At 63.6% G+C, this 14535-nt stretch carries 14 protein-coding genes and 1 tRNA gene; 1 reads left to right on the top strand and 14 read right to left on the bottom strand.

Translation table 11 applies throughout. The features are described from left to right. A partial coding sequence (locus ACODS1_RS22810; protein ID WP_489087440.1) for a hypothetical protein occupies positions 1 to 220 on the top strand: 220 nt, incomplete at its 5' end. Positions 221 to 246: 26 nt separating this feature from the next. Here the strand turns inward: ACODS1_RS22810 and dctM are convergent. The 14 genes from dctM to ACODS1_RS22880 all read right to left on the bottom strand — a co-directional run bounded on the left by dctM (position 247) and on the right by ACODS1_RS22880 (position 14531). Beyond that, positions 247 to 1530: a C4-dicarboxylate TRAP transporter large permease protein DctM gene (dctM, locus tag ACODS1_RS22815; RefSeq protein ID WP_489087441.1), complete on the bottom strand. Its 1284-nt coding sequence runs from the start codon at positions 1528 to 1530 to the stop codon at positions 247 to 249. Then, entirely contained in the window at positions 1530 to 2156 is a 627-nt protein-coding gene (locus ACODS1_RS22820; RefSeq protein ID WP_322978996.1) for a TRAP transporter small permease, read from the bottom strand. The genes dctM and ACODS1_RS22820 overlap by 1 nt, the downstream gene beginning before the upstream one ends. A gap of 134 nt (positions 2157 to 2290) precedes the next feature. Next, on the bottom strand, positions 2291 to 3283 hold the full coding sequence (gene dctP, locus ACODS1_RS22825; protein ID WP_489087442.1) for a C4-dicarboxylate TRAP substrate-binding protein DctP: 993 nt from the start codon (positions 3281 to 3283) through the stop codon (positions 2291 to 2293). 312 nt (positions 3284 to 3595) lie between these two features. Continuing rightward, positions 3596 to 4981 (bottom strand): sigma-54-dependent transcriptional regulator, encoded by a 1386-nt coding sequence (locus tag ACODS1_RS22830; RefSeq protein ID WP_322978994.1) that lies wholly within the window; start codon positions 4979 to 4981, stop codon positions 3596 to 3598. Next, entirely contained in the window at positions 4978 to 6792 is a 1815-nt protein-coding gene (locus ACODS1_RS22835) for a sensor histidine kinase (RefSeq protein WP_489087443.1), read from the bottom strand. Before ACODS1_RS22835 ends, ACODS1_RS22830 begins: the two co-directional genes overlap by 4 nt. A gap of 93 nt (positions 6793 to 6885) precedes the next feature. Further along, positions 6886 to 7749, bottom strand: a complete 864-nt coding sequence (gene rfbD, locus ACODS1_RS22840; protein WP_489087444.1) for a dTDP-4-dehydrorhamnose reductase — start codon at positions 7747 to 7749, stop codon at positions 6886 to 6888. Then, positions 7746 to 8294 (bottom strand): dTDP-4-dehydrorhamnose 3,5-epimerase, encoded by a 549-nt coding sequence (rfbC, locus tag ACODS1_RS22845; RefSeq protein WP_489087445.1) that lies wholly within the window; start codon positions 8292 to 8294, stop codon positions 7746 to 7748. The genes rfbD and rfbC overlap by 4 nt, the downstream gene beginning before the upstream one ends. Beyond that, positions 8291 to 9163 (bottom strand): glucose-1-phosphate thymidylyltransferase RfbA, encoded by an 873-nt coding sequence (gene rfbA / locus ACODS1_RS22850; protein WP_489087446.1) that lies wholly within the window; start codon positions 9161 to 9163, stop codon positions 8291 to 8293. Before rfbA ends, rfbC begins: the two co-directional genes overlap by 4 nt. Positions 9164 to 9250: 87 nt before the next feature. Further along, positions 9251 to 10312 carry a dTDP-glucose 4,6-dehydratase gene (gene rfbB / locus ACODS1_RS22855; protein WP_489087447.1) on the bottom strand — a complete coding sequence of 354 codons (1062 nt, stop codon included), beginning with the start codon at positions 10310 to 10312 and terminating at the stop codon, positions 9251 to 9253. Between the two features lie 229 nt (positions 10313 to 10541). Beyond that, positions 10542 to 10617: transfer RNA gene (locus ACODS1_RS22860), tRNA-Thr, on the bottom strand. A 293-nt stretch (positions 10618 to 10910) separates the two neighbouring features. After that, positions 10911 to 12128, bottom strand: a complete 1218-nt coding sequence (locus ACODS1_RS22865; protein WP_489087448.1) for a methyltransferase — start codon at positions 12126 to 12128, stop codon at positions 10911 to 10913. Between the two features lie 68 nt (positions 12129 to 12196). Continuing rightward, on the bottom strand, positions 12197 to 12889 hold the full coding sequence (locus ACODS1_RS22870; protein WP_322978974.1) for an ABC transporter permease: 693 nt from the start codon (positions 12887 to 12889) through the stop codon (positions 12197 to 12199). After that, positions 12886 to 13581 carry an ABC transporter permease gene (locus ACODS1_RS22875; RefSeq protein ID WP_489087449.1) on the bottom strand — a complete coding sequence of 232 codons (696 nt, stop codon included), beginning with the start codon at positions 13579 to 13581 and terminating at the stop codon, positions 12886 to 12888. The genes ACODS1_RS22870 and ACODS1_RS22875 overlap by 4 nt, the downstream gene beginning before the upstream one ends. Positions 13582 to 13778: 197 nt before the next feature. Next, positions 13779 to 14531 (bottom strand): ABC transporter substrate-binding protein, encoded by a 753-nt coding sequence (locus ACODS1_RS22880; protein ID WP_489087450.1) that lies wholly within the window; start codon positions 14529 to 14531, stop codon positions 13779 to 13781. Between the last annotated feature and the right edge of the window lie 4 nt (positions 14532 to 14535).

Here is a 14535-nt window from a genome sequence, read left to right on the forward strand (position 1 = left end):
CCTGGCGCAGCCAGGGCCGGATGAACGGGCGGAGGGTTTTGGTTACTTTTGCCCGCAAAAGTCACTCGCCCGGGAGGGCGAAACCAAAGACATCAGCAAAAACGCGGCAATCCAGAACAAACACCCGAACAGCCAACAAGCCAGCACAGACTTGCCAGCCCGGTATCAAGCCCAGCAACTCACGAAGCCCATAAAAAAGCCCGGCACGAGGCCGGGCTAGCAGGTACCAAAAGTACCAAACCTTCGTCAGTTGATCCCCAGCCAATTCGGCAGCGCCATGGACACAGCCGGGATGTAGGTAATCACCATCAGGAAGCTGAGCAACAGCATCAGCCACGGCATGGCCGCGCGGATCACCGAGGTCAGTGGCATGCCAGTCACCGCCGAGGTGACGAACAGGTTCAGCCCCACTGGCGGTGTGATCAGGCCGATCTCCATGTTCACCACCATGATGATGCCCAGGTGGATCGGGTCGATGCCCAACTGCATGGCGATCGGGAACAGGATCGGCGCCAGGATCAGGATGATCGCCGACGGCTCCATGAAGGCACCGGCCACCAGCAGCACGATGTTCACCACCAGCAGGAACTGCCACGGCTGCAGACCCAGCTCGACCACCCAGGCGGTGATCTGCTGCGGAATTTGCTCGGTGGTCAGCACGTGGGCGAAGAGCATGGCGTTGGCAATGATGAACATCAGCATGATGGTCAGCTTGCCGGACTCCAGCAGTACCTTCGGGCACTCGCGGATGGTCAGATCCTTGTACACGAACAGGGCGACGAAGCCGGCGTAAACCGCCGCCACGGCCGCAGCCTCGGTCGGGGTGAACATGCCGGTATAGATGCCGCCAAGGATGATCACCATCAGCAGCAGGCCCCAGATCGCCTCACGGGCGGCGCGCAGCCACTCGCGGAAGCTGGCGCGCGGCAGTGCCGGCAGCTTCTTGATACGCGCGACTATGTAGATCGCCACCATCAGCACCACGCCCAGCAGCACGCCCGGTATCACCCCGGCCATGAACAGCTTGCCCACCGACTGCTCGGTAGCGGCGGCGTAGACCACCATGACGATCGACGGCGGGATCAGGATGCCCAGGGTACCGGCGTTGCACACGATGCCGGCGCCGAACGCCTGCGGGTAACCGGAGCGCACCATGCCGGCGATGGCGATGGAGCCCACTGCCGCTACGGTAGCCGGCGAAGAACCGGACAGCGCGGCGAACAGCATGCACGCCAGTACCGCACCGATGGCCAGGCCGCCACGGATGTGGCCGACGCAGGCGTTGGCGAAGTCGATCAGGCGCTTTGCCACACCGCCGGTGGTCATGAAGGCACCAGACAGCAGGAAGAACGGAATCGCCAGCAGGGTGTAGTGCTCGGACGTTTCGAACAGCTTGATCGCCAGCGAACGTACGGAGTCCGGGCTGAACAGCATGATGGTGATCGAGCCGGCCAGGCCGAGCGATGCAGCGATTGGTACGCCGATGAACATCAGCAGGAACAGCAGCAGGAAGAGGAACAGAACGGTCATTATTTGGCCTCCTCGTGCTCATTGACCTTCAGCGCATCGGCGGCTTCGTCAGCCAGGCCGAGGCCGGTCTGCTCGTTGCGCAGGATGCGCACGAGAATTTCCAGGAAGCGGATGAACACCATGGCATAGCCAAACGGCACGATCATGCCGATGTGCCATTGCTGGATACCGTAGTGGCCGAGGTCTTCGGCGCCGATACCAGCGGTGAACAGGGTGCGAACCCAGTCGAAGCTGCCGACCGCGATCAGGCCGGCATAGCCCAGGCAGCACAGGCAGGCGATCACGCCGATGAAGCGCTGGACGCCGCGTGGGGCGAGTTTGACCAGGGCGTCGACGCCGATATGGCCGGCGGTGCGCACGCCGTAGGCCAGGCCGAAGAAGATCAGCCAGCCGAACAGGGCCTTGGTCAGGGCGCTACTCCAGGTCATGGCTTGAGCCAGGTCGAGGATGAAGTCGCCGATTCCCAGCAGGGTTTCATTGCCACCGAAGGTGTCACCCAGCCAGTAGAAAACGGTGTACATGTTATTGAGGATCACGTAGACGAACGTGACCAGCGTCATGGCCGCCAGCAGGAAAGCGATGAAGCCTTCCTCGAAGTGCTCCCAGACGCGCCGCAAGGCGTTCATGGATAAATCTCCCGAATGGAAAGGGCGTAGGGTGGGGCGGTCGTTGCCGACCCACCAGTCGCAGCATTTCGGCGTCGTGGACGCCGCGGTGGGTCAGTATCTGGCGACACTGCCCACCCTACGGCTCTCCGGCCTTACTGCTTGTTGGAGGCTTGCGCGGCCTTGATCAGGTCAGCACCGATCTCGCCTTCGAACTTCTTCCACACCGGCTGCATGGCGGTACGCCACTCGTTACGCTGCTCGGGAGTCAGAGTCAGGATCTCGGTGGTGCCGGCATCCAGGATGCGCTGCTTGTCACCTTCGTTCAGAGCATCGGCCTGCTTGTTCACCTCGACGGTGACCTCGGCGATGATCTTGGTCAGCTCGTCACGTACGTCAGCCGGCAGACCGTCCCAGAACTTGGTGTTGGTGATCAGCATGTAGTCCAGCAGGCCATGGTTGGACTCGGTGATGTACTTCTGAACTTCGTGCATCTTCTGGCTGTAGATGTTCGAGTAGGGGTTCTCGGCACCATTGACCACGCCAGTCTGCAGGCCCTGGTAGACCTCGGCGAAGCTCATCTTGCGCGGGTTGGCGCGCACGGCCTTGAACTGCTCTTCCAGTACGGCGGAAGCCTGTACGCGGAACTTCAGACCACGGGCGTCCTTCGGCTCCAGCAGCGCCTTGTTGGCCGACAGCTGCTTCAGACCGTTGTGCCAGTAGGCCAGGCCGGTGATGCCCTTGTCGGTCATGGAGGTCAGCAGTTTCTGGCCTTCCGGACCTTTCTGGAAACGATCGACTGCGGCCATGTCGTCGAACAGGAACGGCAGGTCGAATACCTGCAGTTGCTTGGTGTACTGCTCGAACTTGGCCAGGGACGGGGCGATGATCTGCACGTCGCCGAGCAGCAGCGCTTCCATTTCCTTGCCGTCACCGAACAGCGAGGAGTTCGGGTAGACCTCGACCTTGACCTTGCCGGGCAGGCGCTCTTCGGCCAGTTGCTTGAACAGCATGGCACCCTGACCTTTCGGGGTGTGCTCGGCAACGACGTGGGAGAACTTGATGACGATCGGATCGGCGGCGTGAGCCATGCCGGCGATGGACAGGGACAGGGCGCAGGCAAGAGCCTTGGCAGTCGTTTTGAACATGCGGATGCTTCCTCTTGTTGTGTTTATTGCGTTGACATCTGAGTGTCGTAGCGAACGGACAAGAGCAAGTCTAGGCGGCGTGGGGAAAAATGCCGTCGATGGGCAGCGATGCCTGGACTTGTACTTGTGGGTTCGCCTGAGCTTGCTCAGAGCAACCCCTGTGCCAGAGTGCCACCGGTCTTGCTACAGGCGTGTGAAAAGCCCGCAAAGGCTTGATTTAGAGGGCTGACGAGTTGACCAGGCACTGCCTTGCGCAACTCGGCTCAGCGCCGCAGGTGCAGATATTCGCTGTGATTGGCGGTTAACCGCCAATCATTCGAAGTCATCTGGCGAGCTTCCGCCAGATCCCGAGAAGGTCAGGCCGTGTTTGCGCAGTTTGTCATGCAGGGTCTTGCGCGGCAGTCCCAGGGCTTCGGCCAGGCTGCGCAGCGAGCCGTGCGGGCGGCTCAGCTCACCCGCGATCAGGGCTCGCTCGAAGGCTTCGACCTGTTCGCTCAGGCCGCCCTGCACCGGCGGCAGATTGGGCGCGTTGCTGTCCAGCGCCAGTTCCAGGCCCAGGGCGAAGCGTTCGGCGGCGTTCTGCAGTTCGCGTACGTTACCCGGCCAGGGGTGGCGCAGCAGCAGGGCGCGCTGGCCTGGCTGCAGCTCGCGCACCGTCAGGCCATGGCGTGCGGCCGCGCTTTCGCTGAAATGCTGGAACAGCAGCAGGGCGTCTTCGCCGCGCTCGCGCAACGGTGGGATCGACAGTGGCGCGACGTTGAGCCGGTAGTAGAGGTCTGCGCGGAAACGCCCTTGATCGGCGGCCTGGCGCAGATCTTCCTTGGTCGCGGCGATGACGCGGATGTCCAGCGGGATCAACTGGTTGCCGCCAAGGCGCTCGACCACGCGTTCCTGCAGCAGGCGCAGCAGCTTGACCTGCACGTCGAGGCTCATGCTCTCGATCTCATCGAGGAATAGCGTGCCGCCATTGGCGAACTCGAACTTGCCGATGCGGCGCTTCTGCGCGCCAGTGAAGGCACCGGCCTCGTGGCCGAACAGCTCGCTTTCCACCACCGATTCGGCCAGGGCGCCGGCGTTGATGGCGACGAACGGGCCGTTGCGGCGGTTGGACAAGTCGTGCAGGGCGCGAGCGACGACTTCCTTGCCAGCACCGGTTTCGCCGAGGATCAGCACGTCGGTGGCGATACTGGCCAGGGCGCCGATCTGCTCGCGCAGGCGCTGCATGGCCGGCGACTGACCGACCAGGCGCCCGGCCAGTTGCTGACGGTCGGTCAGCGCCATGCGCAGGCTGCGGTTGTCCAGCACCAGGCGACGCAGGTCGAGCGCCCGGCGCACGCTATCGAGCAGCGCATCGTTGGCGAAGGGTTTTTCCAGAAAATCGTAGGCACCGGCACGCATTGCCTGCACGGCCAGCGGCACATCACCGTGGCCGGTGATCAGCAGCACCGGCAGTTCGGCGTCACGCTCGCGCAGTTGCTGCAACAGTTCGAGGCCGTCGATGCCGGGCATGCGGATATCGCTGACCACCACGCCGGGCCAGTCGGCCGGGATGCGCTCGGCCAGGCCCTTGGCGTCGCCCAGGCTCTGCACCTTGAGACCGGCCAGATCGAGCGTCTGGCTGAGCGCCTGGCGCAGGTGGGCGTCGTCGTCGATCAGCAGAACCTGGGTACGGCTGTCGATGGCGCTGTCGCTGGTCATGGCGAGGGATCCTCCGGTGGTTGCAGGTTGACGCCAGGGCTGGCCAGGCGCAGGCGCAGGGTGATGAGCGCGCCGCCGTCCGGATGATTACCCAGCAGCAGTTCGCCGCCCAGAGCACGCATCAGGCTTTCGCAGATGGCCAGGCCCAGCCCCAGGCCCTGGGCGCTGGTCTTGGTGGTGAAGAAGGGTTCACGGGCGCGCGCCAGCGACTCGGCGGAGAACCCCGAGCCGTTGTCGCGCAGGTGCAGTTCGAGCTGCTCGCCATCGCTGTGCACGCTGATCCACAGGCGTCGCGGCGGTGCCTTCTCGACCATGGCATCGAGGGCGTTGGCCAGCAGGTTGCCCAGTACCTGGCGCAGGCGGGTCTCACCGGCCTGCACCCAGAGGGTGGCGTCCGGTACGTCGCGGATCAGCTCCACGTCCATGGCGCGGCGGCGTTTGGCGAGCAGCGAGAGGGCGTCGTCGAGCGCCGGTTGCAGGGCGACCCGCTCCGGCGCGTGGCGATCACGGCGAGCGAAGGCGCGCAAGTGGGCGATGATCGAGGCCATGCGCTCGGTCAGCTCGCGGATCAGGCCGAGGTTGGCGCGCACGTCGTCGCTGCGCTGGTGATCGAGCAGGGTGCTGGCGTTTTCCGCATAGCTGCGAATCGCCGCCAGGGGCTGGTTGAGTTCGTGGCTGATGCTGGCGCTCATGGTGCCCAATGCCGACAACTTGCCCGCCTGCACCAGTTCGTCCTGGGCACGCACCAATTCCTGCTGGGCCTGTTCGCGCTCCAGCACTTCCTGTTTGAGGCGGCTGTTGAGCAGTTCCAGATCATGCGTGCGTTCGGTTACGCGCTGCTCCAGCTCGGCCTTGGCGCGGGTGTCGAGGGCAATGCGTTCGAGGTAATGGCGACGGCGCTGCATCAGCAGGCCGAGCAGCAACAGCAGCACCAGCAAGGCCGTGGCGCCAACCGCTACCGCGCTGCGCACCGGGCGGTCGAGGAGGATGCGCGGGGCGAGGATATTCACCGTCCAGCCGGTTTCCTCCAGCACCCGGCTCTGCATGATCCAGGCGCTGGGGTCGAGATCCAGTGCCGGTGGCGCCTGCGTGGGGTAGGGCTGGTTGGCGGCAATGGCGGATTGCTCGACCCGGTCGAGCGGGCGGCTGGCGTGGAAGCGCCAGTCGGGCCGCGAGGTGAGGATCACCACGCCATTGGTGTCGGTGACCAGCAGTTGTTCGGGGGTGTTGCCCCACAGCGTCTCGGTGTGGTCGAGGTCGACCTTGACCACCAGCGCGCCGATGTTGTGCTCGCCTTCGCGTACCGGATAGGCGAAGTAGTAGCCGCGCTTGCCCGAGGTGGTGCCGAGGCCGAAGAAGCGCCCGAGGCGACCGGCCAGGGCCTCGCGGAAGTAGGGGCGAAAGGCGAAGTTACCGGCGATGAAGCTGTCGGGTTTGTCCCAGTTGGAGGCGGCCAGGGTGATGCCGCGCGGGTTCATCAGGTAGATCACGTCAGCACCGGTCTGCGCGCGGGTGCGGGCCAGGAGGCGGTTCGCACCGTCGAGCACGGCCGGGTCTTCCGGTGCCTGCAAGGCGGCGCGCACGCCTGGCAGATCGCCGAGGATCTGGGGCAGCACCTCGTAACGGCGCAGGGTGCCGAGCAGGTTGGCGACGTACAGGTCGAGGGTCTGGCGGTTCTGCTCGAGCAGCACGTCGCGGTAATAGCGCTCGGCCAGGTAATGCACGGGCCACAGCAGCGGGGCGAGCAGCAGCGCCAGCAGCAGCAGGCTGCGCCAGCGGGGGCGTCGCAAGGTGGTGGGGGCTGTGGTCATGGAGCGGGAACATGGCGCCGAAATGATCGGCGCATTATGCACATTCCCGCTGCGGTCTGTTTTCGTTTCGCCGCACAACGCGCGTTGTGCGGGTCAGCCCTGGCGTTCCAGGCAGGCGTCCAGTGCCTGCTCCCAGTGTGGCAGGCTGATCTGCCATTCCTGCTCCAGCCTTTCACCATCCAGGCGCGAATTGAGCGGCCGGCGTGCCGGCGTCGGGTAGTCGCTGGAAGGAATTGGCAGCAGCTCGGCGCAGCGCTTGCCCTGTGCGCGCAAGCGATCGGCGATGGCGTTGGCGAAGCCGAACCAACTGGTCTGGCCCTGGCAGGTCAGGTGGAAGGTGCCCCAGCGCTGGCGGCCCTGTTGCCACTTGTCGATCAGCTCGGCAGTGGCGCTGGCGATGCTGCCGGCCCAGGTCGGCGCACCGATCTGGTCATCCACCACCTTGAGCTGTTCGCGCTCCTGTAGCAGGCGCTGCATGGTCAGCAGGAAGTTGCGTCCGTGCTGCGAGTAGACCCAGCTGGTGCGCAGGATCAGATGATCGCAGCCGCTGATGCGCAGTGCCTGCTCGCCGGCCACCTTGCTGGCGCCGTAGACGCTCAGCGGGCGCGGCGTGTCGGCCTCACGGTAGGGCGTGGCCTTGCCGCCGTCGAAGACGTAGTCGGTGGAGTAGTGGATCAGCGGGATGTCCAGCTCGAAGCAGGCATCGGCCATGGCGCCTGGCGCCTCGGCATTGATGGTGAAGGCCAGTTCGCGCTCCTGCTCGGCCTGGTCGACCGCAGTGTAGGCGGCGGCGTTGATCACTAGCGCCGGACGTTCACGCAGGATGATTTCGCCCAGCTTCTGCGGTTGCGCCAGGTCGAAATCGGCGCGGCCCAGGCTGACCAACTCATGCTGGGCGAGTGCGCGTTGCAGTTCACGGGCGACCTGGCCGGTATGGCCAGCGATCAGAATTTTCATGCGAAGACCTCTGCCTCGGCGAACGCTGAGGCTTGTTGATCCTTGGCCGACAGCACGGGCGTCAGACCGTCGAGGGGCCAGTCGATGGCCAGTTGCGGATCATCCCAGCGGATACTGCGTTCGTGCGCCGGGGCGTAGTAGTCGGTGGTCTTGTAGAGGAATTCGGCGTAGTCGCTGAGCACCAGGAAACCATGGGCGAAGCCTTCCGGCACCCAGAGTTGGCGTTTGTTCTGCGCCGAAAGGTGCACGCCGACCCATTTACCGAAGGTCTGCGAGCTGCGGCGAACATCCACCGCTACGTCGTAGACCTCGCCTGCCGTGACGCGCACCAGCTTGCCCTGCGCCTGCTGCAGTTGATAGTGCAGGCCGCGCAATACGCCGCGTTCCGAGCGCGAGTGGTTGTCCTGGACGAAGTCGCGCTGCACGCCGGTCAGCTCGGCGAAACGCTTGGCATTGAAGCTCTCGTAGAAGAAACCACGCTCGTCACCGAATACCTGCGGCTCGATGATCAGCACTTCCGGCAGAGCCGTGGCGATGATGTTCATGCGTCGTCCTCGGCGAGTTTGTACAGGTATTGGCCATAACCGGTCTTGCCGAAGGCCTTGGCCTGCTCCAGCAGGCGCTGGCGGTCGATCCAGCCCTGGCCGTAGGCAATCTCCTCGAGGCAGGCGATCTTCAGGCCCTGGCGTTTTTCCACGGTCTGCACGTAGTAGGAGGCATCCAGCAGGCTGTCGTGGGTACCGGTGTCGAGCCAGGCGAAGCCACGACCGAAGCGCTCCACGCGCAGGTCACCACGGGCCAGATAGGCGTTGTTGACGTCGGTGATCTCCAGCTCGCCACGCGCTGAGGGCTTGACCGCCTTGGCGATCTCTATCACGTCGTTGTCGTAGAAGTACAAACCGGTAACGGCATAGCTGGATTTCGGCTGGGTCGGCTTTTCCTCGATGGACAAGGCGTTGCCGGCGGCATCGAACTCCACCACGCCGAAGCGCTCGGGATCGCTGACCCAGTAGCCGAAGACCGTGGCACCGCTCGCTTGACTGGCGGCGCGCAGCAGTTTCTCGGTGAAGTGTTGGCCGTGGAAGATGTTGTCGCCGAGGATCAGGCACACCGCGTCATCACCGATGAACGACGCGCCGATCAGGAAGGCCTGGGCAAGGCCGTCCGGTGAGGGTTGCTCGGCATACTGCAGGCGGATACCGAACTGGCTGCCGTCGCCGAGCATCTTGATGAAGTTGGGCAGATCCTGCGGGGTGGAGATGACCAGAATGTCGCGAATACCGGCGAGCATCAGCACCGATAGCGGGTAATAGATCATCGGTTTGTCGTAGATCGGCAGCAACTGCTTGGAGACGCCGAGGGTAATGGGGTGCAGGCGGGTGCCGGAGCCGCCGGCGAGGATGATGCCTTTCATGTTTGCTGTGCTCCTTGTCGATGCGTCGGGCGAGTGCAGCACGCCGCTGCCTGGCTGGCGGGCTGCACCCGCCCTACGTCTTACGTTCTAGAGGGCACCGAGTCGTTGGCCCTGATAGCTGCCATCCTGAACGCGGCGGCACCAGTCGAGATTGGTCAGGTACCACAGCACGGTCTTGCGCAGACCGCTCTCGAAGGTTTCCTGCGGCACCCAGCCCAATTCGCGTTCGATCTTGCTGGCGTCGATGGCGTAGCGCAGGTCATGGCCCGGACGATCCTTGACGTAGGTGATCAGGTCTTCGTAATGGCCGATACCCGCTGGTTTCTCGGGAGCCAGCTCTTCCAGCAGTGCGCAGATGGCTTTCACCACATCGAGATTCTTCTGCTCGTTGTGCCCGCCGATGTTGTAGGTCTCGCCCACCTTGCCGTTGGTCACGACCTGCAGCAGAGCGCGTGCGTGATCCTCCACGTAGAGCCAGTCGCGGATCTGCTGGCCATTGCCGTACACCGGCAGCGGTCTACCGGCCAGGGCGTTGAGGATCATCAGCGGGATCAGCTTTTCGGGGAAGTGATAGGGGCCGTAGTTGTTGGAGCAATTGGTGATCAGCACCGGCAAGCCGTAGGTGCGTTGCCAGGCGCGAACCAGATGATCGGACGCGGCCTTGCTCGCCGAGTAGGGGGAGCTGGGGGCATAAGGCGTGGTTTCGGTGAAGAGGTCGTCGACGCCGTGCAGGTCGCCGTAGACCTCGTCCGTGGAAATGTGGTGGAAGCGAAAGGCTGCCTTGCGCTCGGCATCCAGTCCGAGCCAATAGGCGCGGGCGCTCTCCAGCAGGCTGTAGGTACCGACGATATTGGTCTGGATGAAGGCGGCTGGTCCATCGATGGAGCGGTCGACGTGAGACTCGGCGGCCAGGTGCATGATGGCATCCGGCTGGAATTCGGCCAGCAGTTGGCTGACCAGCGCGCTGTCAGCGATATCGCCCTGGACGAAGCGGTAGCGTGGATGGCTGCTGATGCTCTGCAGCGACTCCAGATTGCCGGCGTAGGTCAGCTTGTCGAGGTTGAGTACCTCATGCTCGGTGTCGAGAATCAGATGCCGCGTCAGGGCCGAACCGATGAAGCCGGCGCCGCCGGTAATCAGAATGCGCATGGATAACCTATTGATAGGAGGCGTGCGTGCCTGGCGATCATAAACCAGCGTAGAGGTACAGCCGAGAGCTGGTTTACGGAGGGGCGCAAACGACTGATATGTCGCCATTGCGAGGGTATGGGCTCCCGCGCAGCAGTGTGGACAACCTGCAGTCATTGGCGAAGCTGCGAAAGGCGAACTAGGCAAGGCCCAGAAATGACAAAGCCCCGCATTGCGGGGCTTTTCAATATGGTGCCGGCACCAGGAGTCGAACCCGGGACCTACTGATTACAAGTCAGTTGCTCTACCAGCTGAGCTATACCGGCCTAAGTGGGGCGCCATTATATCCATTCGTCGGCCCCAGTAAAGCCATGATCGTCTTGGTTATTTTCGCCTCGGCTATCAGGGGGCGAATGTTTATGCACAATTGGAATGCAAGTTGAAGTAGGTTGCACAAAGGCTGTGCGCTGGATCACTGTTTTTCGCAAGTGATTGTTTTCATTGATGTTGCGACGGCTGTCTAGAAAATGACCAGTTGTCGGCGAGGCGCTATATCAGGTCGCCGCAGGCATTTGCCCAGAAAGGATCAACAGAGTTATCCACAGCTTCTGTGTGCAACTCAGGGGCGTTCGGCCAGCAGCAGCAGGTTGCGCGGGCTCAGGCGGTATTCACAGAAATGCCCCAGGCGCACCTGGTAACCCTGTTCCTGCAGATAGAGCGCGCGGTCGAGCAGCAGCCAGAGCTCGAGCGGGCGGCGGAACAGGTTGCGTACCAGTTCCAGGTTGCGCACCTGCGCCAGGCGTTGCCAGCCTTGTGTTTGCAGGCTGTCCCAATCTTGCTCGCCTGATGCGGGGACGCCGCGCAGGGTTGCCAGATCGCGGCAGAACTCGGCGAAAGACTTGTCGAACCATTCGCTCGCGAGCGAGGGGGTTGGCAGGTACTGGTCGCTGCCTCGCAGGCGGCGTTGCAGCAGGTCGAAGGCCAGGCGCCAGGCCATCGAGCGATCACGCTGGCGTTTGACCCGGGCCCCGGCGGTGACGGTTTCGCTCAGCGGCAGGCCGAGGTCGTCGCGCGACAATTGCAGGGCAGACGCCTGGGCTGCGTCGGACAATGGCTGGTACTGCGGCGCGGCGATGCGGTTGTAGCAGCAGGGTGCGACCGCCAGGTGAGCGCAGCCCTTGGCGCTGGTCAGTTGCAGCAGGCGCATGTGCAGATCGCCGCAGGCATGCAGGGCTACCGGGCTGTGCTCCGGTTGTAGCCGCGCGGCGGCATCTTCGGCCATGACGTCCTGGCACAGGTGCTGGGCCTCGATACCGAGTCGGGAGCTGATGGCGTTGCCGGCTTCGACCAGTAGTGGGTCGTATTCCAGGCAGGTGAGGGCCTGCCCATTGTGGGTGAGCCAGCGTCCCAGATGACCTTTGCCCGAACACCAGTCGAGCCAGTGTCGGGGCTCTGTACCGAATTGCAGGCAGGCGGCGAAGGCCTCGATCTGTTGCAGCTTGCGGCCGGGAATCGCTGCGATCTGCTGGGCTGTCCGAGGTCTTGGGCTGGCCTGGCGTGGCAACTGACCGAGGCTGCTCAGCTCGCGTGCGCGCTGCGCCCAATGCGGGAAAGGTGCTGGTGCGGGAATCGCGCAGGGCTGACCATGGTCGGCCTCGGCTTGCTCCAGCGTGCGGCTGCGCAACCACGTGGCCAGTTCCGGCCAGTCGGCTTCCCAGGGCAGTTGCAGGCAGGTGAACGGCCTGGGACGCCAGAGCGCCTGATGCTCGACGAGAAAGTCATCGAGCGCCTGAAAGCGCTCGAGCAGTGCGGTGCCTTGGAGGATCGGCTCTGACATGGAGGCACAACGCGGCGAGATCTAGGAGCGGGAGTCATGGGCCGCCTAGTTTCGACGGCCCATGGTCATCAGCGGCCCTGGCAGGCGTCGACACGCAGCCAGCGTTCCAGGCGGCGGAACAGCAGAGTCAGCACCAGGGTGATGAGCAGGTAGAAGAGGCCGGCGTAGCAGAAGAACAGCATGTACTGGTAGTTCTTCGCGGCGATGGTCTTGGCCATGCCCATCAGGTCGTACAGCGTTACGGTGTAGACCACCGCACTGGCCTTGAGCATGAGGATGACCTCGTTGCTGTAGGCAGGCAGGGCGATGCGCGTGGCGCGCGGCAGGATGATGAAAAACAGTGCCTGCTTGCGTGACATGCCCAGCGAACGTGCGGCTTCCACCTCCCCCTTGGGGATCGCGTGGATGGCGCCACGCAGGATCTCGGCGATATAGGCCGCCGTGTGCAGCGACATGGCCAGCAGGGTGCAGAAGAACGGGTCGCGCAGGTACGGCCAGAGCATGCTCTTGCGCACGGCCTCGAACTGCGCCAGCCCGTAGTACACCAGCGCCAACTGCAGCAGCAGCGGGGTGCCACGGAAGAAGAAGATGTAGCCGTAGGGCAGGGCGCGTACGTACCAGTGTCGGGATGCGCGGGCGATGCCCAGCGGCACGGCGAGTATCAGGCCGATGATGGCCGAAAGTCCCAGCAGTTCGAGGGTGAGCAGGGCCCCCTCGAGCATCTTGGGCGTCCATTTGGCGAGCAGTTCCCACTCGCTCATAGCTCGTTCCTCGTGAAGCCCTGGCTCACGCGTTTTTCCGCCAGGTGCATGATGGTCATCGCCACGACGGTCAGGCTCAGGTAGATGAGCGCCGCCGCCAGGTAGAAGGTGAAGGGTTCCTTGGTGGCGTTGGAGGCGATGCTGGCCTTGCGCATGATCTCGTCGAGGGAGATCAGCGAAACCAGCGCGGTGTCCTTGAGCAGCACCAAGTACAGGTTGCCCAGGCCGGGCAGGGCGATGCGCCAGACCTGCGGCAGGATGATGCGCCAGAAGATGCGAAACGAGGACAAACCAAGAGTCTGGCCCGCTTCACGATGGCCTTTGGGAATGGCCAGCAAGGCGCCGCGCAGCACTTCCGTGGCGTAGGCGCCGAAGCACAGCGCCAGGGCGCAGGTGCCGGCAGCGAACGGCGACAGCGCCAGATCGGGATGACCGAACAGAGCGCCCAGTGCGTTCAGGCCGCTGACGGTGCCGAAGTAGACCATGAGCACCCACAGCGTTTCCGGAACGCCGCGAACCAGCGTGGTATAGAGCGTCCCCAGTGCACGCAGGGCGCGGAAGCGCGAAGTCTTGGCAATGGCGCCGAGCAAGCCCAGCAGCAGGCCGATCGAGACGGCAGCCAGCGAGAGCTTGATGGTCATGAGCGTGCCTTCGGCAAGCTGGTTGCCGAAGCCATGCAGGTCAAAAATCATGATCGTTAGTCTGGTCGGAGGCAGTGGTGGCCATCTGGAGCACCCGGTAAGCCCGTCGCACCTGCATCGCGCGGAGTAGCTGATTTGGCGGTGCCGCCCGCCTGAGGCGAGCGGCACACCGATCATCTACACCAGTCGCGTGCCGATGGCTGCGTGCGGGCGATCCGGGATGCCCTTGCGGGGCACCTGGGTCAGGATCAGTAGATGCTGAACGGGAAGTACTTGTCGTTGATCTGCTTGTAGGTGCCGTCGGCGACGATTTCCTTCAGAGCAGCGTTGAGCTTCTCACGCAGCGGATCGTTCTTGCGCACGGCAATGCCGATCTTGTCGTTGTCGAAGACCGGCTCACCCTTGAACTCGAAGTCCTTGCCGGCATCGCTCTTGAGCCATTCCCAGTTGACGAACTTGTCGGCCAGTACGCCATCGACGCGACCGGAAGCGAGATCCAGATAGGCGTTTTCCTGGGTGTCATAGAGCTTGATGTCGACGATACCGTCGAGGTTCTCTTCCAGCCAGGTGCCGGCGATGGTGGAGCGCTGAGCACCGATCACCTTGCCCTTGAGGCTGTCCTTGTCGGTCTTGAAGTCAGCACCTTTCGGGGCGATGAACTGCAGCTTGTTGGTGTAGTACGGATCGGTGAAGTCAACGGCCTGCTTGCGCTCGTCAGTGATCGACATGGACGCGATCAGGAAGTCGAACTTCTTGGCGTTCAGCGCGGGAATGATGCCGTCCCAGTCGGAGGTGACCACGTCACACTCGGCCTTCATCTTGGCGCACAGCGCCTGGCCGATTTCCACGTCGAAGCCGGTGGCCTTGCCGCTGGCGTCGATCAGGTTGAAGGGAGGGTAGGCGCCTTCGGTGCCGATCTTCAGCTTGTCGGCGGCAACCGCGCTGGTGCCGAATGCCAGGGTAGCGGCCGCGGCCAGCAGGATCTTTTTATAGTTCTGCATGTAG

It is taken from the genome of Pseudomonas sp. FG29, assembly GCF_057809355.1.

Bases quoted from the DNA above. Each gene is read 5' to 3' on its own strand.
- dctM (WP_489087441.1), bottom strand. From the start codon at position 1,530: ATGACCGTTCTGTTCCTCTTCCTGCTGCTGTTCCTGCTGATGTTCATC.
- ACODS1_RS22820 (WP_322978996.1), bottom strand. From the start codon at position 2,156: ATGAACGCCTTGCGGCGCGTCTGGGAGCACTTCGAGGAAGGCTTCATC.
- dctP (WP_489087442.1), bottom strand. From the start codon at position 3,283: ATGTTCAAAACGACTGCCAAGGCTCTTGCCTGCGCCCTGTCCCTGTCC.
- ACODS1_RS22830 (WP_322978994.1), bottom strand. From the start codon at position 4,981: ATGACCAGCGACAGCGCCATCGACAGCCGTACCCAGGTTCTGCTGATC.
- ACODS1_RS22835 (WP_489087443.1), bottom strand. From the start codon at position 6,792: ATGACCACAGCCCCCACCACCTTGCGACGCCCCCGCTGGCGCAGCCTG.
- rfbD (WP_489087444.1), bottom strand. From the start codon at position 7,749: ATGAAAATTCTGATCGCTGGCCATACCGGCCAGGTCGCCCGTGAACTG.
- rfbC (WP_489087445.1), bottom strand. From the start codon at position 8,294: ATGAACATCATCGCCACGGCTCTGCCGGAAGTGCTGATCATCGAGCCG.
- rfbA (WP_489087446.1), bottom strand. From the start codon at position 9,163: ATGAAAGGCATCATCCTCGCCGGCGGCTCCGGCACCCGCCTGCACCCC.
- rfbB (WP_489087447.1), bottom strand. From the start codon at position 10,312: ATGCGCATTCTGATTACCGGCGGCGCCGGCTTCATCGGTTCGGCCCTG.
- ACODS1_RS22865 (WP_489087448.1), bottom strand. From the start codon at position 12,128: ATGTCAGAGCCGATCCTCCAAGGCACCGCACTGCTCGAGCGCTTTCAG.
- ACODS1_RS22870 (WP_322978974.1), bottom strand. From the start codon at position 12,889: ATGAGCGAGTGGGAACTGCTCGCCAAATGGACGCCCAAGATGCTCGAG.
- ACODS1_RS22875 (WP_489087449.1), bottom strand. From the start codon at position 13,581: ATGATTTTTGACCTGCATGGCTTCGGCAACCAGCTTGCCGAAGGCACG.
- ACODS1_RS22880 (WP_489087450.1), bottom strand. From the start codon at position 14,531: ATGCAGAACTATAAAAAGATCCTGCTGGCCGCGGCCGCTACCCTGGCA.